This is a genomic window from Nonomuraea sp. GTA35, assembly GCF_041950525.1.
Lineage (GTDB): Bacteria > Actinomycetota > Actinomycetes > Streptosporangiales > Streptosporangiaceae > Nonomuraea.
This window is the reverse complement of the sequence record NZ_JBGNUV010000005.1, coordinates 400,248-423,244: the sequence shown is the minus strand read 5'-3', so window position 1 is coordinate 423,244 and position 22,997 is coordinate 400,248. Positions and strand designations below refer to the sequence as shown.

Sequence of the window (22,997 nt, the reverse complement as noted above, 5' to 3'; positions counted from 1 at the left end):
TTTATCGTATACAAGATGTTAGTGGTGTCGCGCCGCGAGCTTATCGGCGTCCGTAACCTCCCCCGCCGGCTTCTCCGCCTTCTTGGCGCGCAACCACAGCCACAGGGCGGTGCCGTACATGCCCAGGCCGAGCAGGACGAAGCCGATCGCCACCGGCCAGCCCAGGCCGGGTGACACGTGCGTGGCCAGGAACCACGAGTGCTGGAGCTGCCCGTTCGTCAGGAAGACCATGGCCACGATGCCCTGCGGCACCAGCGGGATCGCGCCGAACGACGCGCAGATCAGCACGATCATCCGCTGCGTCCGCGACATGCTCTCGGGCAGCTGGAACGTCCCCGACGCCGCCTTGCCGCTCTCGGGCGCCCGCCCCGTACGCATGAGGTGCAGCAGCTCCGGCCCCCTGGCCGTCAGCCGCCGCTCCGCCAGCAGGCCGAACCCCCACCAGCACAACGCCCCGGACAGCAGCCCGGCCGGCACGCCCCACCAGCCGAAGAACACCGCCAGCGCCACGGCGGGCGCCGCGGCGAGCGCCACCAGGAACAGCATCAGGTACGCCATGCCGGTGGCCGAGCCGTCGTCCTCGCTCGTCCGCAGCGGGTTGCCGCCCCGGTTCTTCGGGTCGATGCCCGGGATCAGCCCGGCCACCGACACCAGCGGCACCAGCCCCGCGGCCCCGCCGAGCAGCGCGAACGTGGCCGCCATGACCGGCGGCCACGGCCCGTCCACGACCGCGGTGCAGATCACCGCCAGCGCCAGCCCGACCGGCCCCACCGCCGCCAGCCAGGCGAGCTGGCGGCCCCGCACGTCGGAGGCGCCCGGCGTCATCAGCGTCAGCCAGTGGGCGGTGCCGTCGGTGCCGTACACGTTGGCGGTCATCGCCGCCGCCATCATGATGAACAGCGGCCCGGCCAGCGGCAACATCTCCTCGATGCCCAGCATCAGCGGCACGGCCGCGAACGCCACGCCGTACGTGAAGGCGAACGCGAGCTGGTGGTTGCGCACCAGGTCCCGCGTCCACGACCGCAGCTCCTTGGCCACCACGGCGCCGTGCGGGGTGCCGGCCCGCATCGGCCTGCGGCCCCGCGTCGAGGGCCGGCTCCGGCCCGCCCGCCTGGTCAGCAGCCCCGCCCACGCCACCAGCAGCAGCACGACCAGCACCGCCATCGCGGCCAGCGCCAGGTACTCACCCTGGACGGCGAGCAGCCCCCACCCGGACGGCAGGTACCGGACGACCTCCGGGATCTGCCCGCCCTGCCCGAAGGCCGCCATGAACACCCAGATCTGCCCCAGGAAGGCGAGGATCACCCCGTTGACCACCCCGGCGCCGATCGCCCCGATCCTGGAGCCCAGCGCGAGCCCCATCAGCGCCACGCTCACCTTCGACAGCAACACGAACACGGCGAGCTGCAACACCATCGCCGGCACGGCCACGAGCGCTCCGGCGACGCCCTCACGCACGCCCGCGGCCACCAGCCCCGCCAGCGCGAGCAGGCTCACCGCGGGGGCCACCCCCACGAACGCCGCCACCAGCAGCCCCGCGGCCATGCGCTGCGGCCGCAGCCCGAGCAGCGAGAAGAACTCCGGCCGCAGCGTCTCGTCACCGCCGCCGGAGAACACCGGGCCGATGATCCAGCCGAGCATCCACACCGAGTACGCGGCGGCCAGCCAGTCGCCGCCGAGGAACGCCAGGACGATCGTGCCGCCCGCCAGCAGGACGCCGAGGCTGCCGGCGGAGGCCATCATGCCGCCCTGCTGGCCCTTGGCCGAGTGGCGCAGGATCGAGAGCTTCATCCTGGCCATGGTGAGCGCTACAGCCATGACAGCCCCCTGGCGGCGGTGGAGCCGGCGCCGACCAGCTCGACGAACCTGTCCTCCAGCGTCGCCGCGCCGCGTACCTCCTCCAGCGGGCCGGCGGCTGCCACCCGGCCCTTGTCGATCACGCCCACGTGGTCGCAGAGCTGCTCCACCAGCGCCATCACGTGGCTGGACAGTACGACCGAGCCGCCGCCTGCCACGAACCCGCGCAGGATCTGCTTGATCGTCGCCGCCGACACCGGGTCCACCGCCTCGAACGGCTCGTCCAGCACCAGCAGCCTGGGCGCGTGCAGCAGCGCCGTGGCCAGGCCGATCTTCTTGCGCATGCCGGTGGAGTACTCGATGACCAGCGTCTTCTCCGCCACGTCCAGCTCCAGCACCGACAGCAGCTCCTCGGCCCGCTCGGCCACCACCTCCTTGCTCAGCCCGCGCAGCAGGCCGAGGTAGGTCAGCACCTCCCGGCCGGTGAGCCGCTCGGGCATGGCCATCCCGTCGGGCAGCACGCCGACGAGCTGCTTGGCCTTGGCGGGGTCGGACCACACGTCCGCCCCGAAGATCCGCGCGGTGCCCGCGTCGGGCCGCAGCAGGCCCACCGCCATGGACAGCGTGGTCGTCTTGCCGGCGCCGTTCTGCCCGACCAGGCCGTAGAAGGAGCCCTGGGGGACGTCGAGGTCGACGTGGTCGACCGCGGTGTTCTCGCCGAAGGTCTTGGTCAGACCCTTGATCTCTAACGCCGGCGCTGTCATGGGTGTCTCCTGGTGGCGAGGGTGAAGGTGGTGACCAGCTCGCGGGTGAGCAGGTCGAGGTCGAAGTCGGGGTCGTTGAGCAGGCGGCCGGGCACGGCGTCGATGGCGCCCCGGATGGCGATGGCCATGCTGCGCAGGTGGAAGTCGCGGAACTCGCCGGTGCGCCGGCCCCAGTCCAGCAGCTTCTCCAGGTCGGTGATGGCCACGTCGGCCTGCTGGTCGTACGGGCCGGCGCGGGAGTCCTCCCCGACCGCGTGCGTGACGATCTGCACCAGCGCCAGGAGGGGTTTGCGATGCAGCCGCATGAACTCGAGATTGCTCTCGATGTAGGCACGCAGGCCCTCCGTGGCGGTGGGCTGGGAGAGGATGCGCGGGATCATCAGGTCGGTGGCCAGCTTGGCCACCTCCGTCACCACGGCCTGGATGAGCTGGTCCTTCCCGCCGAAGTGGTACGAGATGACGCCGGTGCTGATCTTGGCGCGCTTGGCGATCCTGGCCAGGGTCGTGTGGAGGTAGCCGTGCTCGGCGAGGACGTCGATGGCGCACTCGATGATCTGAGCCCGGCGCGCCTCTTCAATGAACGTTCGACTTTCTGGCGGCACGTTCAGAACTTTAAACGGTCATTCAAACCTTGGGGGAGCCGGGGGCCCGATTCGTGCCGGGACGATCGCTCAGGCGCGCAGGCGCAGACCCCGCGGCGTGGGATGGAACCCGGCCGCCTCCAGGGCCGCCGCCAGGGGCGAGTCGACGATGGCGGCACCGTCGGCCCGCTCCACGGTCAGCTTGCCCAGCGCCCCGTCACGCACGGCCAGGGCCAGCGCGTCGACCGCAGGCTGCAGCCGGTCGCCGTCGGTGAACGACAGCAGCGTCTTGCCGCCGCGCTCGACGTACAGCACCAGGTGGCCGTCCACGAGCACCACCAGCGAGCCGGCCTTCCTGCCGGGCTTGTGCCCGACCTCGCCGGGGCGCTGCGGCCAGGGCAGCGCGGCGCCGTACGGGCTGGCCGGGTCGGCCGCGGCCAGCACCACGGCCCGCCGCCCCTCTTGACGAGGGGAGGACGCGAGCCCGGGAGCCATGGCCCGCATCCGGTCCACCGCCCCCGGCAGGGCGAACTGCGCGCCGCCGAGCCCCTCGACGAAGTAGCCCCTGCGGCACCGCCCGCTCTCCTCGTACGCCCGCAGCACCTGGTAGATCGGCGTGAACCCGCCAGGAAGCCGCTCCGACGTCACCGCCCCGCGCGTCACCACGCCATGCCGCTCCAGCAGCACCTCGGCCTGCGCGCTCGCCCGCTGGGTCGCGTCGGCCGCGGCCGAGGGCAGCAGCCACCACCGCCCCGCCACCGTCGGCGGGCCGCTCCTGCTCGGCAGCACCGCCCTGCGCCGCCGCGTGGTCGCGGGCCGGTGGGCGGGCCGCCCGGTGCCGAGCGTGGACCGCAGCGGGGCGAGCGTGTCGCCCGAGACCCGCCCGGACCACACCAGGTCCCACAGCGCGGCCACCAGCGTGGCGTCGTCCAGCGCGGAGCCGAACTGGTCGGTGAGGCCGCGGAAGAACAGCGCGCCGCCCCCGCCGAGCAGCTCCAGCACGCGCTCGTGCACCGGCGTCATCGTGATCTCGGCGGGCTCGGGCATCAGCAGCGGCGCGGTGTCGGCGAAGTAGAGCGACACCCAGCCGTCGCCGCCGGGCAGCGACCCCTGCCCCACCCAGATGACGTCGCCCGCCGAGGTCAGCTCGTCGAGCAGCGCCGGATGGTAGCCGGGCACCCGCGAGGGCAGCACCAGCGTCTCCAGCGCCGACGCGGGCACAGCCGCCCCCTGGAGCTGCTCGATCGAGCGCACCAGCGCGTCCATCGCACGGGCTGAGCTGACCGGGCCTCGCATGTCCGTGCCGAAACCTGCCGCACCGGAACCGGCCGCACTGGAACCGGCCGTACTGGAACCGGCCGCACCGGAACCGGCCGCACCGGAGCCCGCTGGGCCCTGCCCGGAGCCTGTGATTCCGTGCCAGGCAGGCAGGAACAGCGCCAGCGTCTCGGGGGCGACCGGCTCGACCTCCTTGCGCAGCCGGGCCAGCGACCTGCGGCGCAGCATCCGCAACACGCCCGCGTCGCACCACTCCTCGCCCCGCCCGCCGGGCCGGAACTCCCCGCTGACGACCCGCCCGCTCGCGGCGAGCCGCCGCAGCGCGTCGGTCACCACGGCCACCCCGAGCCCGAACCTGGCCGCGGCCGTGCCCGCGTGGAACGGGCCCCGGGTACGGGCGTGCCGCGCCACCAGGTCGGCCAGCGGATCGGCCACCGGCTCCAGGAACGCGTGCGGGATCCCGACGGGCAGCGGCACGCCCAGCGCGTCACGCATGCGCGCGGCGTCCTCGATGGCCGCCCACTGCTCCTCGCCGGCGACGCGCACCCTGATCGCCCGCCGCGACCGCTCCAGCTCCTCCAGCCAGGCGGGATCGCCGCCGCGCACGCTCACGTCGGGAGCCAGCAGCGGCCCGTGCGAGCGCAGCAGGTCGGCGAGGTCCTCCAGGTCGCGCAGCGGCCGGTCGAGCCTGGCCAGCTCGCGCTCGCTGTCGGAGATCACGTCGGGGTCGAGCAGCTCGCGCAGGTCGGCCTGGCCGAGCAGCTCGGCCAGCAGCGTGGTGTCCAGCGCCAGGGCCTGCGCCCGGCGCTCGGCCAGCGGGGCGTCGCCCTCGTACATGAACGCGCCCACGTAGTGGAACAGCAGCGCCGCCGCGAATGGCGAGGCCTGCGACGTCTCCACCTCCACCACCCGCACCCTGCGCGCGGCGATGTCGCGCATGAGCTGCACCAGCCCCGGCACGTCGAAGACGTCCTGCAGGCACTCGCGCATCGTCTCCAGCACGATCGGGAACGAGGCGTACTGCGAGGCCACGCCCAGCAGGTGGGCCGCGCGCTGCCGCTGCTGCCACAGCGGGCTGCGCCGGCCGGGCGTGCGGCGCGGCAGCAGCAGCGCCCGGCCCGCGCACTCCCTGAACCGGGAGGCGAACATGGCCGACCCGCCCAGCTCCTCGGTGACGATCTGCTCGATCTCCTCGGCGTCGAAGGCCGCCACGTCGGTGGGCGGCTCGGCCAGCGTGTCGGGGATGCGCAGCACGATGCCGTCGTCGGAGTGCACGGCCTGCACGTCGATGCCGTAGCGCTCGCGCAGCCGCCGGTTGATCGCCAGCGCCCACGGCGCGTGCACCCGGGCGCCGTAGGGGGAGTGGATGACCACGCGCCAGTCGCCCAGCTCGTCGTGGAACCGCTCCACCAGCAGCGTGCGGTCGTCGGGGACGTACCCCGTCGCCTCCCGCTGCTCCTGGAGGTAGGCCAGCAGGTTGCCCGCGGCGTACTCGTCGAGACCCGCCGCCCGCATCCGGTCCGTCGAGCCCTGCTTGGCCTGCTCGCGCAGGAACTGCCCGATCGCCCGGCCCAGCTCGGCCGGCCGCCCCGGCGCGTCGCCGTGCCAGAACGGCAGCTTGCCCGGCTGCCCCGGCGCGGGCGAGACGAGCACCCGGTCGGCGGTGATGTCCTCGATCCGCCAGGAGGTCGCGCCCAGCACGAACACGTCGCCGACCCGCGACTCGTAGACCATCTCCTCATCCAGCTCGCCCACCCTGGAGGCCCGCTCGCCCACCAGGAAGACACCGAACAGGCCCCGGTCGGGGATCGTGCCGCCGTTGGTCACCGCCAGCCGCTGCGCGCCGGGCCGGCCCTGGAGGGTGCCGGTCACCCGGTCCCACACGATGCGGGGCCGCAGCTCGGCGAACTCCTCGCTCGGGTAACGCCCGGCCAGCATGTCGAGCGTGGCCTCCAGCGCGCTGCGCGGCAGCGTGGCGTAGGGGGCGGCCCGCTTGATCACGCTCTCCAGCTCGTCGACCGTCCACTCGTCGAGCGCGGTCATCGCCACGATCTGCTGGGCGAGCACGTCGAGCGGGTTGCGCGGATAGCGCAGCTCCTCGATCAGGCCGCTCTTCATCCGCTCGGCCACCACGGCGGTCTGCACCAGGTCGCCCCGGTACTTGGGGAAGATGACGCCCCTGGACACCGCGCCCACCTGGTGGCCCGCCCGGCCGATGCGCTGCAGCCCGCTGGCCACGCTCGGCGGCGCCTCCACGCACGCCACCAGATCGACCGCGCCCATGTCGATGCCCAGCTCCAGGCTGGAGGTGGCGACCACGGCAGGCAGGCGGCCCGACTTGAGCGCCTCCTCGATCTGTGCCCGCTCCTCCTTGGAGACCGAGCCGTGGTGGGCGCGTACGATCTCCGTCACCACGCCCTTGCTCGCGCCCGCCTGCGCCATCACCTCGGCGGGCATGGGCCGGGAAGGCCCGCTCTCCCAGATGGACAGGTCGACGGTCTCGGTGCCCTGCTGCCGCTCGTAGGCCAGCTCGTTCAGCCGCGTGCACAGCCGCTCCGCCAGCCGCCGCGAGTTGGCGAAGACGATCGTGGAGCTGTGGGCCTCGATCAGGTCGAACAGCCGGTCCTCGACGTGGGGCCAGATCGACCGGTTGCCCGGCTCGGGGGCGAACTCCTCCTCCTGGGGCGCTGCTCCAGCGCGGCCCTCCATCTCCGTCATGTCCTCGACGGGGACGACGACCTCGACCTCGATCCGCTTGTCGGACGGCGGCTGCACCACGGTGGCCGGCCGCGCCCCGCCGAGGAACGCCGCCACCTCGCTCACCGGCCGCACGGTCGCCGACAGCCCCACCCGCTGCGCCGGCCGGTCGAGCAGCGCGTCGAGCCGCTCCAGGCTGAGCGCGAGATGGGCGCCCCGCTTGGTGCCCGCGACCGCGTGCACCTCGTCCACGATCACCGTCTCCACGCCGCGCAGCGCCTCCCGCGCCTGGCTGGTGAGCAGCAGGAACAGCGACTCCGGCGTGGTGATCAGGATGTCGGACGGCTTGGCGGCGAACCGCCTGCGGTCCTCGGCGGGGGTGTCGCCCGAGCGGATCGCCACCGAGATATCGGGCACCGGCAGGCCGAGCCGCCGAGCCGTCTGCTTCAGCCCGGCCAGCGGCGCGCGCAGGTTGCGCTCGACGTCCACGGCCAGCGCCTTGAGCGGGGACACGTACAGGACCCTCGTCCCCTTGCGCCCCTCCGCGTGCTTGTCCTGCGCGTGCTGCTCCGGCGCGGCGGCCAGCCGGTCGAGCGACCACAGGAACGCCGCCAGCGTCTTGCCCGAGCCCGTGGGCGCGACGACCAGGGTGTGGTCGCCACGCGAGATCGACTCCCACGCCCCCTCCTGGGCGGCCGTGGGCGCGTGGAAGGCCCCGGCGAACCATTGCCTGGTCACCTGGCTGAACTGGGCTAGCGAGCTCACCTGCACATAGTGCCTCCCGGCACCGACAGAAAACGCATTTGGCGCGGCGGCGGGTGATTGAGCCGGTGCCCTGGCGGACATACAGCGACCGTGACCATCGATTACGCGACCATCGAAGCCCGCCGAGCGGAGATAAGACAGCGCTACGTTTTACCGCACCGGCCGTCCAGCAGCGCGCGTGGCCTGCACCACATGGCGCTGATCTCGTCCGACGTGGAACGCACCATCAAGTTCTACCAGGAGCTCCTGGAGTTCCCGCTCACGGAGATCATCGAAAATCGCGACTACAAGGGGTCGAACCACTTCTTCTTCGACATCGGCAACGGCAACCTGCTCGCCTTCTTCGACTTCCCCGGCCTCGACCTCGGGCCGTACCAGGAAGTGCTCGGCGGGCTGCACCACATCGCGATCTCCGTCGATCCCGCCACGTGGGAGAGGCTGCGCGGGAAGCTGGAGATGGCCGGCGTGCCGCACCAGATCGAGAGCGGCGCCTCCATCTACTTCAAGGACCCCGACGGCGCCCGGCTGGAGCTGCTCGCCGACCATCTCGGTGAGATGTACGGCGCGCGGGTGTTGTGACCCGCGAGGTGTCTAGCGCCGTGACGCCCTGCGCGTGCGCGGCTTGCCCGCACGCGGCTCCTGTCTGATACCGGCGTGCCGTTCGGCACGCTCCGCCTTCTCCTTCCGCACGGCCTGTTGCAGCGCCAGCAGTAACCGGCGGCGCTTGGCTCTGTTGGCCTTCGTCCTGGCTGTCTTCGGGGGTGAAGACTTGGGGGTCTTTGGCATGGGGATGTCCTACCCACACCTCGTGCGCTTCCATACTTGGGTTCATGCGCCTGACGGAGTTCTGGAGACGGATGGACGCTCACTTCGGTGAGATGTACGCGGAGTCGTGGGCCCGCGACTACGTCCTGGCCCCTCTCGGCGGTCGCACCGTCGTGCAGGCGCTGGCCGACGGCGAGAGCGTCAAGACGGTGTGGCGGGCGGTCTGCCAGGTGGAGGACGTCTCGTCCAAGCTGCGTTAGGCCGATCGCTCCTGATCGAGGGCGTCACGGAGCGCCGTGGCCGCGCGCTCCAGGTCGGCGGCGGGGCACTGCCCGCCGGGCGACCACAGGAACTGCCAGCCGTGGCTCGCCGGGGTGGCGAAGATGATCGTCTGGCGCCCGGTGCGCGGGTGCCATACCCACAACACCGGGTCCTCGCCGCCGACCATGCGGCTGACCAGGCCATGGGCGGGCAGCAGCTCGGCGAGTGCCTCGAGATGGACGCGTCGTTCCCCGGTGTAGCCGCTCGCCACGTGCCGCCTCCAGTCGTCGCCCTGGAGTGAGTCTCCCCAGCTCATGGCGCCCGACAACACGCAGGAGGCAACCGCCCGCGTGTCATTCCCGTGAGGTGCCCATCAGGATGCGCATGCCCGCGAAGTCGAACGTGAGCGCGTACGGCCTGAAGAACTCGTGCGTGGGCAGGCCGCCGATCCGGAAGCCGAACCCGTGCTCGAACCAGTCGGGGAACGCCCCTGCCAGGCCGGGGACGTCGTGGCGGACGGCGGTGCCGAGCGTCACCCGCCCGGCCGTCACCGGATGCGGGCCGCCGTCCGCGGGGACGGCGATCCCGGCCGCGTCGAGGGTGGAGCGGGGAGCCGTGAAGCCGATGTCGCCGCCGCCGGTGTCGACGAAGAACACCATCCGGTCGAGGTGGTTCACGGTGCCGTGGGACAGCAGGAAGTGGTCGCCCAGGAACCACAGGGGCGCGGTGTGCTCCGCCCGCACGGCAGCGCGCCTGTCCCGGCGCAGCACGAGCGCCCGGCCCGGATAGTCGATGGTGGCCAGGAACCGGGCCAGCACGCTGGTGCCGATCGCGCCCTGGGTCTGCCTGCCGTCGGGCGCGGTGAGGCGGATCTCGTCGGGGATGGTGTGCGCCGGCACCTGCTCGATGGTCAGCTCGCCCATGGTGAGCCGGTCCACGCGGCCCTGGAGGTTCGGGTGCTCGCCGTAGAGGGTGCGGCCCGTCGTGCGGCCGTACGTGGGGATGCCGAGGCGGGCGGCGTAGTCGTCGTTGAGCGCGAACAGCGCGCCGGTGTCGAGGAAGAACAGGGCGGGCGGCGCGCCGTTCAGTGACGCCTCGATCATGGGCAGCGGGCTCTGCGCCGCGAACGGGATCCTGACGGTCGCGGGCCCCGAGATCCTGTACGGGGTACGTCCGGCGAAGCTCCTGAGCTGTTCGAGCGTGGCCGAGAGCGGGGGAGGACGGAGTGGCGGGCGGGGCGGCAGGTGAGGCGGCGGATGGGGCGACAGGCGGGGCGCCCGGTGGGGCGGCGGATGGGGCGGGCTCTGGCTGACGGCTGGCCGGAACGGGCGGGCGGATGTGCATGCTCTCATGGTCGACCTGCGTGTTCTTGCTGTGATCGAACAGCCGTTCGGCTACGATGGACGCAGCCGAGCCGCCACGTCTTCCCCGACACGGCAGAAATTGTCGGTGGCAGGCCGTAGCTTTCACTCGACTGATCGGACCACGACCCCCAGGGGGAGTTCCCATGGCTATCAACGACCGCGAGAAGGCCCTCGAGACCGCGCTCGCCCAGATCGAGCGGCAGTTCGGCAAGGGCTCCGTCATGAGACTGGGCGATGACGCCCGAGCTCCCATCGAGGTGGTCCCCACTGGGTCGATCTCCCTTGACGTCGCCCTCGGCATCGGCGGCCTGCCGCGCGGCCGCATCGTGGAGATCTACGGCCCGGAGTCCTCGGGTAAGACCACGATCGCCCTGCACGCCGTGGCCAACGCCCAGCGGGCCGGGGGCATCGCGGCGTTCATCGACGCCGAGCACGCCCTCGACCCCGAATACGCCAAGAAGCTGGGGGTCGACACCGACGCCCTGCTGGTCTCCCAGCCCGACACGGGTGAGCAGGCGCTCGAGATCGCCGACATGCTGATCAGGTCCGGCGCCGTCGACATCATCGTCATCGACTCGGTCGCGGCCCTGGTTCCCAAGGCCGAGATCGAGGGCGAGATGGGCGACAGCCACGTCGGCCTCCAGGCCCGCCTCATGTCCCAGGCCCTGCGCAAGATCGCCGGCGCCCTCAACAGCACCGGCACCACCGCCATCTTCATCAACCAGCTCCGCGAGAAGATCGGCGTCATGTTCGGCAGCCCCGAGACCACGACCGGTGGTAAGGCGCTGAAGTTCTACGCCTCGGTCCGCATGGACATCCGCCGCATCGAGACCCTCAAGGACGGCACGGAGGCGGTCGGCAACCGCACCAGGGTCAAGGTCGTCAAGAACAAGATGGCCCCGCCCTTCCGGGTCGCCGACTTCGACATTCTCTACGGCGTGGGCATCTCCCGCGAGGGCGGCCTCATCGACATGGGTGTGGAGCACGGCTTCGTCCGCAAGTCCGGCGCCTGGTACACCTACGAGGGCGACCAGCTCGGCCAGGGCAAGGAGAACGCCCGCAACTTCCTGAAGAACCACCCCGACATGGCCAACGAGATCGAGAAGAAGATCAAGGACAAGCTGGGTGTGGGCCCGCGCCTCGACGCTCCCGTCGAGACCGCCGCCCCTGCTCCTGCACCGGCCGCCGCCCCGTCGGGCCGCGGCTCGAAGTCCACCCCCAAGCCGGGTGACGTCTGATCGCTGACCCGATGAGCAGCACGGACCGGCCGCAAGCGCCCCAGCCGCCAGACCGGGGCGCCTGGCCCGACCCCACGTCATCCCGCCCGCGCGACCTGGCCCGCTCGGCCACGGACGGCTGGCCGTCGGTGACGGAGTGGCGCGAGCAACGCGACCGCATGCGCGCCGCCACCCCTTCCGAGGAAGACGGCTCTCCCGACCTGCCGGGCCCGCCCGCCCAACCGGTCGACCCGCCGCAGGGCTCCCCTGCCCGCCAGACCGACCAGCCGCCGAGCCCGCCTCTGGGCCCGCCTCTGGGCCCACCGCTGGGTCCGTCTGGGCGACCGGCCGCCCCTCCGCCCGTCGCCGGCGTGGCTGACGGAGGAGACGACCAGGGCGTCCGTGCCGAGTCCTCACCCCAGGGGCGCCGTCCTGGGGACGAGTGGCACCCCGAGGTCCTGGCCGGGAGCAGCTGGTTCGCGGCGGAGCCGAGCGACAGCGAGGGGCGGCGACTGGACGGCCGCACCGTCTCGGGATCCGGCGGACGTGCCGGGCGGTCCAGGGGGAAGTCCGGGCGCTCAGGCGGAAGATCAGGACGGACGGCTGGAGGCTCAGGGCGGTTCGGGCAGGCCGGCGAAGGGCTCGGGCCCTTCGGCGAAGGCTTCGATCAGCCCGATGGCGGAGCTGGATGGTTCCCAGGCGGTGCTGAACGGGCCGATGACGGACCTGAGCGGTTCGAAGGCGGTGCAGGACGGCGTGATGGCGGTGCTGGACGGTCTGCTGATGATGCTGGACAGCCGGACGGGGCCGGACAGCGGCATGGCGGCGCAGGACAGCCGGATGCGCGCACTGGCTGGCTCGGTGAGGGCGCTGGGCAGGTCGAGGGCGCTGGGCAGGTCGAGGGCGGCAACGAGTGGTTCGAGAGCGGTGCCGCAGGACGGTCGCGGCGGGGCGGTCGCAAGAGCGGCCGGCGGCGGGGACGGCTGCCCGACGGGCCCGATGCCGAGAGCCCGGCCGGCACGGGGCCTCAGGCGGATCCCGAGTCGGTGGCCCGCGCCATCTGCCTCCGCCTGCTCACCATGGCTCCCAAGACGCGCGCCCAGCTCGCCGAGGCCCTGCGCAAGCGGGACGTGCCGGAGGAGGCCGCGCAGGCGGTGCTCAGCCGCTTCTCCGAGCTGGGGCTGATCAACGACGAGGCGTTCGCCGCGGCCTGGGTCGATTCCCGGCACCACGGCCGGGGGCTGGCCAAGCGCGCCCTGGCGGCCGAGCTGCGTCACCGGGGCGTCGACAGCGACACGGTCAACGAGGCCGTGGAACGGCTGGATCCCGACCAGGAGGAAGAGACGGCCCGACGGCTGGTGGAACGCAAGCTCGCAGCCACCCGTTCGCTCGACCCGCAGACCCGTACCCGTCGGCTGGCCGGCATGCTCGCCCGCAAGGGCTACCCTTCCGGCTTGGCCTTCCGCGTCATCCGGGAAGCGCTCGAACAGGAGGGCGTCGAGGTGGAGGAGGACTTCTCCTGAGTCACGTCCCGATCCTCCGTGCTCGTGCGCCGTGGGACAGGCCGGTCGGCCTCCGCCTTTCGTAGGTGACGGTGACGGGTGTGGACGGCCGACGCCGCCGCTGGTCGTACGTCAGCCACTGGCCATCGGGCCTGGCGGCGGCGCGATGGGGGCTCCTGAGCCGCTGGCGGGTGTGCCCTGCCCGTTCGGTGACCCGGGTCATGGGCGACATGCCGCAGCATGCCCCGACCAGAAGGGCGATTCCGGCGCTCATGGGTGACACCTGTCTGAACGTGGAGATGCAGGCCTGTAAGACACGCTTGATGACGCGTTTGCTTGCTCGTGACCTGTTCGACGCATAACCTCGACGGCAGTGAGGAGTTACTCCGCGCAGCGCGGATTGCCATACCGGTGAACGACGGACGAATTGAACGAGGCAGGAGAGGTGTCGGCACGAGCGGTCGACGCCCCATCAGCCTTGGCTTGACATCGATCCCGGCGATGACGCCGACAGGGCTTTCCGCGGCGCGCCTGTGACCCCTCCCGTTTGTGGCCGCGTTATGAGTTCTTGACGACGCGAGGAGGGCGGGGCACACATGGGGCCGCTGGTCGTGGTGCTGATGGTGGCGGTGCTCGTGCTCGCGTTCGGGATGATCGTGGCGCTTCTCGTCGTCATACGCCGCACCTCGGGCAGCCTGCCCGGCAAGGCCAAGCCCAGCGCCGAGCAGGTGGAGGCGGTCCACGAGGAGCTGGAGCAGGCGCGGGAGGAGGCGCGGGAGATCCGCCACAAGGCGGAGAGCGACGCCGAGGACATCCTGCGCAGGTCGGAGGCGGCGGCCGAGAGCGCCGCGCAGATGCGGCGCGAGGTCGAGGAGGAGAGCCGGATACTCAAGTCCGAGCTCAAGGAGCTGCGCTCCGACCTCGAGCGCCGGGAGGCCAGGCTGGCCGAGCGGGAGCAGCGGCTGGACGAGGAGGCCAGGCGGCAGGCGGAACGTGACAGGAAGCTGGCCGAGACCGAGGTCGAGCTGGCCGACCGGCGCGAGGAGCTGCTGCAGGTCGAGCAGGAGCGGCGGCTCATCCTGGAGCGGGTGGCCGGGCTGACCGGCGAGCAGGCCAAGTCCGAGCTGGTCAAGGAGATCGAGAACCAGGCCAAGCGCGAGGCCGCGCTGATCATCAGGGAGATCGAGGGGGAGGCCCGCAAGGAGGGTGAGAAGCGGGCCACGAAGATCGTGACGCTGGCCGTGCAGCGGCTGGCGGCCGAGCAGACGGCCGAGTCGGTCGTGAGCGTGCTGCACCTGCCGGGCGACGAGATGAAGGGCCGGATCATCGGCCGCGAGGGCCGCAACATCCGCGCCTTCGAGTCCACGACCGGCGTGAACCTGATCATCGACGACACCCCCGAGGCGGTGCTGCTGTCGTGCTTCGACCCGGTCAGGCGGGAGACGGCGCGGCTGACGCTGGAGAAGCTGGTGCTCGACGGCCGCATCCACCCGCAGCGCATCGAGGAGGCGCACGACCGCAGCCGCCAGGAGGTCCAGGACCTGTGCGCGCGGGCCGGCGAGGACGCCCTCGTCGAGCTGGGCATCACCGACATGCACCCCGAGCTGACGCTGCTGCTCGGCCAGTTGCGCTACCGCACCTCCTACGGGCAGAACGTGCTCAAGCACCTCATCGAGTCCGCCCACATCGCCGGCATCATGGCCGCCGAGCTCAAGATGAACCAGACGCTGATGAAGCGCTGCGCCCTGCTCCACGACATCGGCAAGGCCCTGACGCACGAGGTCGAGGGCAGCCACGCGCTGATCGGGGCGGAGATCGCCCGCAGGTACGGCGAGGAGGAGGACGTGGTGCACGCCATCGAGGCGCACCACAACGAGGTCGAGGTGCGTACCGTCGAGGCGGTGCTCACGCAGGCGGCCGACGCGATCAGCGGCAGCCGGCCCGGCGCCCGGCGCGAGTCCCTGGAGGCGTACGTCAAGCGGCTGGAGCGGCTGGAGGAGATCGCGCAGTCCTACGACGGCGTGGAGAAGGTGTTCGCCATGCAGGCCGGGCGGGAGATCCGGGTCATGGTCAAGCCGGACGCCATCGACGACATCCAGGCCCAGGTGATCGCCAGGGACGTGGCCAAGCAGGTGGAGGAGGAGCTCACCTACCCCGGGCAGATCCGCATCACGGTGGTGCGGGAGTCGCGGGCGACCGAGTTCGCCCGCTGAGCCTCCCGACGCCCGCCTACGAGAAGATCTGCTGGTAGAAGGCCAGCTCCGCCGCGAGGGCCGCCGCGCGGGTCTCGGTGCGGCGGAAGCCGTGCGACTCGCCCTCGAAGGCCAGGTACGTGCACGGCACCCCGCGGTCGGCGAGCGCGTCGGCGAAGGCGGAGGACTGCTCGGGCGGCACCACGGGATCCTCCAGGCCCTGCAGGAGCAGCATGGGGCAGCTCACCCCGTCGACCAGCGCGAGGGGCTCGCGGGCGGCGTACACCTGCGGATCCTCCGGCCCGACCAGCCACTCCACGTACCGGGACTCGAAGTCGTGGGTGTGCGCGGCGAGCGGGGCGAGGGCGCTGATGCCGTAGTAGGAGACGCCGCCGGCGAACACGTCGGAGCGGCAGCAGGCCGCCATCACCGTCCAGCCGCCCGAGCTGCCCCCGCGTATCGCGATCCGGCCCGGGTCGGCCAGGCCCTGGGCGGCCAGCCACTCGGCGGCGGCGATCGCGTCCTCGACGTCCACCACGCCCCACTGGCCCTTGAGCCGGTCGCGGTAGGCGCGGCCGTAGCCGGTCGAGCCGCCGTAGTTGAGGTCGAGCACGCCGATGCCGCGTGAGGTGAGGAACGCCTTCTCCAGGTCGAGCGCGGTGTCGGCGTGGGCGGTCGGGCCGCCGTGCACGAAGATCACGTATGGGGGCGTGCCGTCGGTGGCGGCGGCGTGGGGCGGGTAGCGGAACGCGTGCACGTCCGCTGAGGGCCGCCGCACGAGTACAGGCTCGGGGACGGGCAGGTAGGCCGGGTCGGGCAGCGTGGTGAGGTCCCGTTCGAGCGCCTGGTGCCCACCCGTGACGGTGTCGACGGCCACGACCGAGCGCGGGGACGTGGCGGTGTACCCGACGCCGATCACGGACGTGCCGTCGGCGGCCAGCGCCGCGTTCCAGCCGGTGTGGGGCAGGTCGAGGTCGGTCAGCGTGCCGGTGCCGGGGTCGAGCAGGCCCAGCCGCAGGTCGCCGCGCCCGTGCAGGACGGCGAGCCGCCCGTCGGGCAGCACCGCGTACGGCATGCCGCCGAGCTGCCACGGCGGCAGCGTGAACTCCTCCTCGGCCGGGCGCAGCGCCCGCGCCCCCTCGCCGCGCAGGCCCACCTCGTAGAGGTTCCACCAGCCGGAGGCGTCGGAGACCAGGTAGAGCCGGGAGTCGTCCTTCCAGGAGGGCGCGAGCACGGACTCGGTGGGGCCGCCGCGGACCCGCCACGCGGTGCCGCTGCCGTCGAGGGGGACGACGCGGAGCTCGGTGCCGTCCCAGGGCATGCGGGGGTGGTCCCAGCAGACATAGGCCAGATGCCGCCCGTCGGGCGAGACGGCCGGACCGGCGTAGAAGTCGCAGCCGGTGGCCCACACGCGGGTCTCGCCGCCGTCCAGCGGGATCGCGACGACGGCCCTGGTGACCTTGCCGTTCTCGTCGTGGTGCTCGCGTACGCACCACACCTGGCCGTCGTGCACCAGCAGGTCCGCGTAGCGGCAGCCGTCGTCGGTGAGGGGCTCCGGCTCGCCGTCGCCGGACAGGACGTACAGCCGCTGGTCCTTGAGGTTGGCGAAGACCACGTCGCCGGCGGGGGTCACGGCGTACGGCCTGCCGCCGTACTCGTGCACCCGCGTGCGCGCGCACCAGGGCGCGGGCAGCAGATCGCGGCGCGTGCCATCGGCGGCGCGGCGGACGATCACCGTGCGCCCGCCCTCGTCGGGACGATCCTCGGTCCACCACACCCGGCCGTCCATGGCCACGGGCCAGCCGGGACGCACGCCGGACCCGGCCACGTCTCTGGTCGAAATGGGGGAGGGCCAGAAGGGCATACCCGCATCCTGCCGGAAGATCGCTTGGAGTGCGGACCGGTCCCCGGAGATCAGGGGCAGCCCGCGGGCCGCGGCAGGGCGGAGGGCAGGTCGAGATTTGTTCTGCCGAACCATTTGCGCAGCAGCCGCGTGGTGGTGCCGTCCTGCCACATGCGGGCGATCGCCCGGTTGACGGCCTCGCAGGTCTCGGTGTCGCCCTTCTTGAGCCCGACGGCCCAGTTCTCGTACGAGATCGGCTCGTTGAGCAGCCGGAACCTGCCGGGGTCCTGCTCGGCGAACCCGGCCAGGATCAGGTTCTCGGTGCTGACCGCGTCGAGCTGGTCGGCGGCGAGCTTGCGGACGCAGTCGGAGTAGTTGGCGGCGTTGACCAGCCGGGCCGGCAGGTCCAGCTTGCCGTCGGGGGGCGGGTCCACGATCCGCCGGTAGGAGTTCGAGCCCTCGGCCAGGCAGATCCGCTTGCCCCGCAGGTCGCTCGTCCTGCGGATGCTCGTGTCGCCGGCGCGCACCATGGTGTCCTGGGGGACGATCGCGTACGGGCCGCCGAACGTCACCTTGGGCCTGCGGGCGTGCGTGATGGAGTAGGAGGCCACGATCATGTCCACGGTGCCGTTCTGGAGCAGCGCCTCGCGGGTGGACGACGGCGCCTCGCGCCAGATGATCCGCACCTCGCTGCCGCCGGTGAGGTGGTTGACGAGGTAGCGGGCCACGTCGGCGTCGAAGCCCTGGGGCTCGCCGCTGCCCATCTTCAGCCCGAGGCCCGGCTGGTCCCACTTCGTGCCGACGACGACGGTGCCGGTGTTCTTGATCTTGTCCACGACGGTCGCGTACGAGCCGCCGCCGCCACACGCGGCCAGCCCCACCGTCACAGCCGCCCCCGCGAGCGCCGCCCTGCGCATGCTCACCCGGATACCCGCGCCGACCGGGTTGCAATGCGGATCTGCCGCTTTCTTTGACATCCCGGGCGGCGAGCATGACGTTCGCCGCCCGGGAACGGGTCACTCCAGGGGCTTGTCGGGGGCCAGGCCGCCGCCCTCGGTGCCCTGCCCCGCGCCCACGCCGACCTCGGCCGAGCCGGGCGCCGCGACCGGGCGGGCCGCCGTCTTGCGGCTGCGCCTGCTGCGCCGCTCCAGCCACGTGGCCAGGTAGCTCAGCGCCATGTTGAGCGCCAGGTAGATGACGCCGATGACGATGGCCGCCGGGATCAGCGAGCCGAAGAAGCGGGCCGGCAGGATCTTGAAGCCGGTGTTGAGCAGGTCGACGTAGGCGATGATGTAGCCGAGCGCGGTGTCCTTGAGCAGCACCACGAGCTGGCTGACGATCGCCGGCATCATCGCCGTGACGCCCTGCGGCAGCAACACCAGCCTCATCACCTGGTTCTTGCGCATGCCCACCGCGTACGCGGCCTCGGACTGCCCCTTGGGCACCGCGTGCACGCCGGCCCTGACCACCTCGGCCAGCACCGAGCCGTTGTAGAGCATGAGCCCGACGACGACCGCCATGAAGGCGTAGTCGCCGCCACCGCCGATCATCGGCGCCAGGTAGAAGATGAAGAAGATCAGCAGCAGCAGCGGGATGGCCCGGAACACCTCGACCACCACGCCGGCCGGCACCCGGATCCACTTGTGGTCGGAGAGCCTGGCCAGGCCGAAGATCGCGCCGAACGCCAGCGCGAGCACCGCTGCCACGGCCGCCGCCCGCAGGGTGCCGATGAGGCCGGGGATGATGTAGAAGTCCCAGGTCTCCCACTGCAGGAACGGCTGCCAGATCTTGCCCTCGAACTGGCCCTTGGCGTCGAACCCGCGGTAGATGCCGTACAGCACGGCGCCGACCGCGATGACGCTGAGCACCGTGAGCGTGTGGTTGCGGATCCGCCCGCGCGGGCCCGGCGCGTCGAACAGCACGGAGGTGCTCATCGGACCACCGCCAGCCGTCGCGCCAGCCAGCCGGTGAAGAACCCGATCGGCATGGTCAGCGCCATGAAGGCGACGACGATGCCGAGGAAGATCGGGATCGACGCGCCGGTCGTGTCGAACGTGATCTTCATGACCGCCGCCGAGTCGAGGAGGAAGCCGCCGGCCGTCGCGACCGTGGTGTTCTTGATCATGGCGATCATCACGCTGCCCAGCGGCGCGATGACCGCGCGGAACGCCTGGGGCAGGATGATCATCGTCAGCGACTGCATGAACGTCAGCCCGATCGCCCTGGCCGCCTCGGCCTGGCCCATCGGCACCGTGTTCACGCCGGCGCGCAGCGCCTCGCACACGAAGGCCGCCGTGTAGACCGACAGCCCCATCGCCACGATCCAGAACGAGTTGGTCGTCGGCGTCTCGGAGAAGACCAGGCCGAGCTGGTCGCTCAGGCCCAGCGCGGAGAACGCCAGCACCAGCGTCAGCGGGGTGTTGCGCACCACGTTGACGTAGACGGTGCCGGCCGCGCGCAGGACCGGGGTCGGGGAGACCCGCATCGCCACCAGGACCGTGCCGAGGAGCAAGGCGACGATCGCGGCCACGATCGACAGCTTGACGTTCTCGAGGAATCCCAGCGCGAGGTCGGGCCCGTACTTGATTAGTTCGTCCATCGTGCTCCACCGCAGGGGCGACGGGCGGCCGGGTCACCGGCCGCCGTCACCGACGTGATCAGGCGCAACCCTCGGCCGGCGGCGCTTGCGTGGACACGTTCAGGCCCTGGATGCCGCCGAACCACTTGTCCAGCAGCGTCTTCATGGTGCCGTTGCTCCACAGCGTGGCCACCGCCTTGTTGACGGCCTCGCAGGTCTTGGTGTCGCCCTTCTTCAGGCCGATGCCGTACTTCTCGTCCGTGAAGCCCTGGCCCAGCACCTTGAAGTTGCCGCCGGCCTGCTTGGCGAAGCCCGCCAGGATCAGGTCGTCGGTGGTGACGGCGTCGAGGTTGCTGCCGGTCAGCTTCTGCACGCACTCGGAGTAGTTGGCCGCGTCGACGGTGGTGGCGTCGATGTCGAGCTCACCGTCCGGCGGCGGGTCGGTGATGCGCTTGTAGGAGTTGGAGCCCGAGGCCTTGCAGATCTTCTTGCCCTTGAGGTCCTGCGGGGTGTTGATCGAGGCGTCGTCCTTGCGGACCATGATGTCCTGGTGCGCGATGACGTACGGGCCGCCGAAGGTGACCTTGCCCTTGCGCTCCTCGGTGATGGAATAGGTGGCGAAGATGATGTCGACCGTGCCGTTCTGGAGGAACGGCTCGCGGTTGGACGAGGCCGACTCCTTCCATTCGACCTTCACATCCTTGCCGCCGTTCACTTCCTTCAGCACGGCCTTGGCAACGTCGACGTCGAAGCCCTCGGGCTCGTTGCCCATCTTCAGGCCCAGGCTCGGCTGGTCCCACTTGGTGCCGACCACGATCGTGCCGCCGCCCGTGATCTTGTCAGCCACGGTGGCGTACGTTTCTCCCCCACCGCCACAAGCGGCCAGGCCCGCGGCGAGTGCCGCAATGGAGAGCACCGCTCCCGTTCGACGCATGTGCATGTGTACCTGCCTCATAACTCTCAGTGCGTGAGGATCTTCGAAAGGAAGTCGCGCGCACGGTCCGTCTGCGCGTTGGTGAAGAACTCGTCGGGGGTGTTCTCCTCGACGATCTGCCCGTCCGCCATGAACACGACCCGGTTGGCGGCGCGGCGGGCGAACCCCATCTCGTGCGTGACGACCATCATGGTCATGCCGTCACGCGCCAGCCCGATCATCACATCGAGCACCTCCTGCACCATCTCGGGGTCCAGTGCGGAGGTCGGCTCGTCGAACAGGATCATCTTCGGATCCATGGCCAGCGCCCTGGCGATCGCGACACGCTGCTGCTGACCGCCGGAGAGCTGCGCGGGGTACTTGTCGGCCTGCGCCGCGATGCCCACCCGCTCCAGCAGCTCCATCGCCCGCTCGTCGGCGGCGGCCTTCGAGACGCCGCGGACCTTGGTCGGGCCGAGCGTGACGTTCTCCCGGATGGTCTTGTGAGCGAACAGGTTGAACGACTGGAAGACCATTCCGACCTCGGAACGCAGCCTTGCCAGCGCCTTGCCCTCGGCCGGTAGCACCTGGCCGTCGAATATGATCCTGCCGTCGTTGATCGTCTCCAGCCGGTTGATCGTGCGGCAGAGCGTGCTCTTCCCTCCGCCCGAAGGGCCGATGACGACCAGAACCTCGCCGCGAGAGACGGTCAAGTTGATGTCCTTCAGGACGTGCAGCGCCCCGAAGTGCTTGTTGACGTTCTCCATCTGGACCAGTGGAGTGGCGTCCCCGTTCTCCGTCATGGAGTAAAACGTAGAGGGCCTTAGAACGCTGTGCACTAACCGAGCGGTACCGATCCGATCACATCATGCCGCCAAGCTGGCCTTTTAGATCCATACGGGCCGCTGCGAGCCGCACAACGACTACCCTTGAACATGCCATGACTGTGACCCAGGAGGGCGCCCGCACGTACGAAGTGCGCACATACGGGTGCCAGATGAACGTCCACGACTCCGAGCGGCTGTCAGGCCTGCTGGAGGACGCCGGCTACGTGCCCGCCCACGACGGCGAGACGGCCGACGTGGTCGTGTTCAACACGTGCGCCGTGCGGGAGAACGCCGACAACCGCCTCTACGGCAACCTCGGCCACCTCCGGCCGGCCAAGACGCGCAACCCGCGCATGCAGATCGCCGTCGGCGGCTGCCTGGCGCAGAAGGACCAGGGCGAGATCGTCCGCAAGGCGCCATGGGTCGACGTGGTGTTCGGCACGCACAACATCGGCTCGCTGCCGGTGCTGCTGGAGCGGGCCCGCGTCGAGGGCGAGGCGCAGGTGGAGCTGAAGGAGTCGCTGGAGGTCTTCCCCTCGACGCTGCCCACCAAGCGCGAGTCCGCCTATGCCGCCTGGGTGTCCATCTCGGTCGGCTGCAACAACACCTGCACGTTCTGCATCGTGCCGTCCCTGCGCGGCAAGGAGAAGGACCGCCGGCCCGGGGACATCCTGGCCGAAGTCCGGACCTTGGTGGATCAGGGGGCGCTGGAGGTCACGCTCCTCGGGCAGAACGTCAACACGTACGGCGTGGAGTTCGGCGACCGGCTCGCCTTCGGCAAGCTGCTGCGCGCCTGCGGCGACATCGACGGCCTGGAGCGGGTCCGCTTCACCTCGCCCCACCCGGCCGCCTTCACCGACGACGTGATCGCGGCCATGGCCGAGACCCCCAACGTCATGCACCAGCTCCACATGCCCCTGCAGTCCGGCTCCGACCGGGTGCTGCGGGCGATGCGCCGCTCGTACCGGGCCGAGCGCTACCTCGGCATCATCGAGCGCGTCCGCGCGGCCATGCCCGACGCGGCCATCTCCACCGACATCATCGTCGGCTTCCCCGGCGAGACGGAGGAGGACTTCCAGGCCACCTTGGACGTCGTCCGCCAGAGCCGCTTCGCCAACGCCTTCACCTTCCAGTACTCCATCCGTCCCGGCACCCCCGCGGCCACCATGCCCGACCAGGTGCCCAAGGAGGTCGTGCAGGAGCGCTACGAGCGGCTCGTGGCCCTGCAGGAGGAGATCTCGTGGGAGGAGAACAAGAAGCAGGTCGGGCGGACGCTCGAGGTGCTGGTGGCGGAGGGCGAGGGCCGCAAGGACGAGGCCACGCACCGGCTGTCGGGCCGCGCGCCTGACAACCGCCTCGTGCACTTCGCGGTGGGCGCCGAGACGCCCCGGCCGGGCGACATGGTGACGGTCGAGGTCACGTACGCGGCCCCGCACCACCTGGTGGCCGACGGCGCCGTCCTGGGCGTCCGGCGCACCCGTGCCGGTGACGCCTGGCAGGCCCGCCAGGCCGCCCCCGCCTCCTCGCCGGGCACGGGGGTGCTGCTCGGCATGCCCGGCATCGGGCGCCCCGCCCCGCTGCCCGCGTCCACCGGAGGCTGCTCGGCCCACTGACCGGGCTGCGGCGTGCGGCCGCCCTCGCCCGGTCGGGGCG

General features: G+C 71.5%; 19 protein-coding genes. 6 read left to right on the top strand and 13 right to left on the bottom strand.

The window, feature by feature from the left end; translation table 11 throughout:
• Window positions 1–18: 18 nt before the first annotated feature.
• From ACBJ32_RS25175 to ACBJ32_RS25160, 4 genes are all read right to left on the bottom strand, one after another.
• Window positions 19–1,818, bottom strand: coding sequence for a hypothetical protein (locus tag ACBJ32_RS25175; RefSeq protein WP_375128779.1), 1,800 nt, complete (start codon window positions 1,816–1,818; stop codon window positions 19–21).
• Window positions 1,809–2,561 (bottom strand): ABC transporter ATP-binding protein, encoded by a 753-nt coding sequence (locus ACBJ32_RS25170; RefSeq protein WP_375128778.1) that lies wholly within the window; start codon window positions 2,559–2,561, stop codon window positions 1,809–1,811. Before ACBJ32_RS25170 ends, ACBJ32_RS25175 begins: the two co-directional genes overlap by 10 nt.
• Window positions 2,558–3,163: a TetR/AcrR family transcriptional regulator gene (locus ACBJ32_RS25165; RefSeq protein ID WP_357870379.1), complete on the bottom strand. Its 606-nt coding sequence runs from the start codon at window positions 3,161–3,163 to the stop codon at window positions 2,558–2,560. Before ACBJ32_RS25165 ends, ACBJ32_RS25170 begins: the two co-directional genes overlap by 4 nt.
• Window positions 3,164–3,232: 69 nt before the next feature.
• Window positions 3,233–7,882 carry an ATP-dependent helicase gene (locus ACBJ32_RS25160; protein WP_375128777.1) on the bottom strand — a complete coding sequence of 1,550 codons (4,650 nt, stop codon included), beginning with the start codon at window positions 7,880–7,882 and terminating at the stop codon, window positions 3,233–3,235.
• Between the two features lie 192 nt (window positions 7,883–8,074).
• On the opposite strand from ACBJ32_RS25160, the gene ACBJ32_RS25155 reads away from it, so the two are divergent.
• Window positions 8,075–8,461 carry a VOC family protein gene (locus ACBJ32_RS25155; RefSeq protein ID WP_246547069.1) on the top strand — a complete coding sequence of 129 codons (387 nt, stop codon included), beginning with the start codon at window positions 8,075–8,077 and terminating at the stop codon, window positions 8,459–8,461.
• A 251-nt stretch (window positions 8,462–8,712) separates the two neighbouring features.
• Window positions 8,713–8,907, top strand: a complete 195-nt coding sequence (locus ACBJ32_RS25150; protein ID WP_375128776.1) for a DUF3046 domain-containing protein — start codon at window positions 8,713–8,715, stop codon at window positions 8,905–8,907.
• On the opposite strand, the gene ACBJ32_RS25145 is transcribed toward ACBJ32_RS25150, so the two are convergent.
• The gene (locus tag ACBJ32_RS25145) at window positions 8,904–9,224 is read right to left on the bottom strand and encodes a hypothetical protein (RefSeq protein WP_375128775.1); all 321 of its coding nucleotides are present in this window, start codon (window positions 9,222–9,224) and stop codon (window positions 8,904–8,906) included. The genes ACBJ32_RS25150 and ACBJ32_RS25145 overlap by 4 nt on opposite strands.
• A gap of 37 nt (window positions 9,225–9,261) precedes the next feature.
• A complete protein-coding gene (locus ACBJ32_RS25140) occupies window positions 9,262–10,011 on the bottom strand; it encodes an aspartyl protease family protein (RefSeq protein ID WP_375128774.1) in 750 nt (249 codons plus the stop codon).
• Window positions 10,012–10,415: 404 nt separating this feature from the next.
• Between ACBJ32_RS25140 and recA the strand changes: the two genes are divergently transcribed.
• Window positions 10,416–11,510 carry a recombinase RecA gene (gene recA / locus ACBJ32_RS25135; protein WP_357870394.1) on the top strand — a complete coding sequence of 365 codons (1,095 nt, stop codon included), beginning with the start codon at window positions 10,416–10,418 and terminating at the stop codon, window positions 11,508–11,510.
• Between the two features lie 590 nt (window positions 11,511–12,100).
• Here the strand turns inward: recA and ACBJ32_RS25130 are convergent.
• Window positions 12,101–12,310 (bottom strand): hypothetical protein, encoded by a 210-nt coding sequence (locus ACBJ32_RS25130; protein WP_375128773.1) that lies wholly within the window; start codon window positions 12,308–12,310, stop codon window positions 12,101–12,103.
• Window positions 12,311–12,535: 225 nt separating this feature from the next.
• Here ACBJ32_RS25130 and recX point away from each other — a divergent pair, with 225 nt between their 5' ends.
• Together recX and rny are read left to right on the top strand one after the other, a co-directional pair.
• Entirely contained in the window at window positions 12,536–13,012 is a 477-nt protein-coding gene (recX, locus tag ACBJ32_RS25125) for a recombination regulator RecX (RefSeq protein ID WP_375128772.1), read from the top strand.
• 575 nt (window positions 13,013–13,587) lie between these two features.
• Window positions 13,588–15,204: a ribonuclease Y gene (gene rny, locus ACBJ32_RS25120; RefSeq protein ID WP_357870397.1), complete on the top strand. Its 1,617-nt coding sequence runs from the start codon at window positions 13,588–13,590 to the stop codon at window positions 15,202–15,204.
• A 16-nt stretch (window positions 15,205–15,220) separates the two neighbouring features.
• Here rny and ACBJ32_RS25115 read toward each other — a convergent pair whose 3' ends face one another.
• From ACBJ32_RS25115 to ACBJ32_RS25090, 6 genes are all read right to left on the bottom strand, one after another.
• Window positions 15,221–17,047 carry a S9 family peptidase gene (locus ACBJ32_RS25115; protein WP_375128771.1) on the bottom strand — a complete coding sequence of 609 codons (1,827 nt, stop codon included), beginning with the start codon at window positions 17,045–17,047 and terminating at the stop codon, window positions 15,221–15,223.
• Window positions 17,048–17,097: 50 nt separating this feature from the next.
• Window positions 17,098–17,943, bottom strand: a complete 846-nt coding sequence (locus ACBJ32_RS25110; protein WP_375128770.1) for a glutamate ABC transporter substrate-binding protein — start codon at window positions 17,941–17,943, stop codon at window positions 17,098–17,100.
• Window positions 17,944–18,042: 99 nt separating this feature from the next.
• Window positions 18,043–18,960: an amino acid ABC transporter permease gene (locus ACBJ32_RS25105; RefSeq protein WP_357870403.1), complete on the bottom strand. Its 918-nt coding sequence runs from the start codon at window positions 18,958–18,960 to the stop codon at window positions 18,043–18,045.
• A complete protein-coding gene (locus ACBJ32_RS25100; RefSeq protein ID WP_357870406.1) occupies window positions 18,957–19,625 on the bottom strand; it encodes an amino acid ABC transporter permease in 669 nt (222 codons plus the stop codon). Before ACBJ32_RS25100 ends, ACBJ32_RS25105 begins: the two co-directional genes overlap by 4 nt.
• A gap of 58 nt (window positions 19,626–19,683) precedes the next feature.
• Window positions 19,684–20,451, bottom strand: coding sequence for a glutamate ABC transporter substrate-binding protein (locus tag ACBJ32_RS25095; protein WP_357870409.1), 768 nt, complete (start codon window positions 20,449–20,451; stop codon window positions 19,684–19,686).
• A 113-nt stretch (window positions 20,452–20,564) separates the two neighbouring features.
• Window positions 20,565–21,284, bottom strand: a complete 720-nt coding sequence (locus ACBJ32_RS25090) for an amino acid ABC transporter ATP-binding protein (protein ID WP_375128990.1) — start codon at window positions 21,282–21,284, stop codon at window positions 20,565–20,567.
• Window positions 21,285–21,457: 173 nt separating this feature from the next.
• On the opposite strand from ACBJ32_RS25090, the gene miaB reads away from it, so the two are divergent.
• Window positions 21,458–22,957 (top strand): tRNA (N6-isopentenyl adenosine(37)-C2)-methylthiotransferase MiaB, encoded by a 1,500-nt coding sequence (gene miaB / locus ACBJ32_RS25085; RefSeq protein WP_375128769.1) that lies wholly within the window; start codon window positions 21,458–21,460, stop codon window positions 22,955–22,957.
• The last annotated feature ends 40 nt before the right edge of the window (window positions 22,958–22,997 follow it).

Coding starts and splice junctions, on each gene's coding strand:
- ACBJ32_RS25175 (WP_375128779.1), bottom strand. CDS start 1,818: ATGGCTGTAGCGCTCACCATGGCCAGGATGAAGCTCTCGATCCTGCGC.
- ACBJ32_RS25170 (WP_375128778.1), bottom strand. CDS start 2,561: ATGACAGCGCCGGCGTTAGAGATCAAGGGTCTGACCAAGACCTTCGGC.
- ACBJ32_RS25155 (WP_246547069.1), top strand. CDS start 8,075: ATGGCGCTGATCTCGTCCGACGTGGAACGCACCATCAAGTTCTACCAG.
- ACBJ32_RS25150 (WP_375128776.1), top strand. CDS start 8,713: ATGCGCCTGACGGAGTTCTGGAGACGGATGGACGCTCACTTCGGTGAG.
- ACBJ32_RS25145 (WP_375128775.1), bottom strand. CDS start 9,224: ATGAGCTGGGGAGACTCACTCCAGGGCGACGACTGGAGGCGGCACGTG.
- ACBJ32_RS25140 (WP_375128774.1), bottom strand. CDS start 10,011: ATGATCGAGGCGTCACTGAACGGCGCGCCGCCCGCCCTGTTCTTCCTC.
- recA (WP_357870394.1), top strand. CDS start 10,416: ATGGCTATCAACGACCGCGAGAAGGCCCTCGAGACCGCGCTCGCCCAG.
- ACBJ32_RS25130 (WP_375128773.1), bottom strand. CDS start 12,310: ATGCCGCTGTCCGGCCCCGTCCGGCTGTCCAGCATCATCAGCAGACCG.
- rny (WP_357870397.1), top strand. CDS start 13,588: ATGGGGCCGCTGGTCGTGGTGCTGATGGTGGCGGTGCTCGTGCTCGCG.
- ACBJ32_RS25115 (WP_375128771.1), bottom strand. CDS start 17,047: ATGCCCTTCTGGCCCTCCCCCATTTCGACCAGAGACGTGGCCGGGTCC.
- ACBJ32_RS25110 (WP_375128770.1), bottom strand. CDS start 17,943: ATGCGCAGGGCGGCGCTCGCGGGGGCGGCTGTGACGGTGGGGCTGGCC.
- ACBJ32_RS25105 (WP_357870403.1), bottom strand. CDS start 18,960: ATGAGCACCTCCGTGCTGTTCGACGCGCCGGGCCCGCGCGGGCGGATC.
- ACBJ32_RS25100 (WP_357870406.1), bottom strand. CDS start 19,625: ATGGACGAACTAATCAAGTACGGGCCCGACCTCGCGCTGGGATTCCTC.
- ACBJ32_RS25090 (WP_375128990.1), bottom strand. CDS start 21,284: ATGGAGAACGTCAACAAGCACTTCGGGGCGCTGCACGTCCTGAAGGAC.
- miaB (WP_375128769.1), top strand. CDS start 21,458: ATGACTGTGACCCAGGAGGGCGCCCGCACGTACGAAGTGCGCACATAC.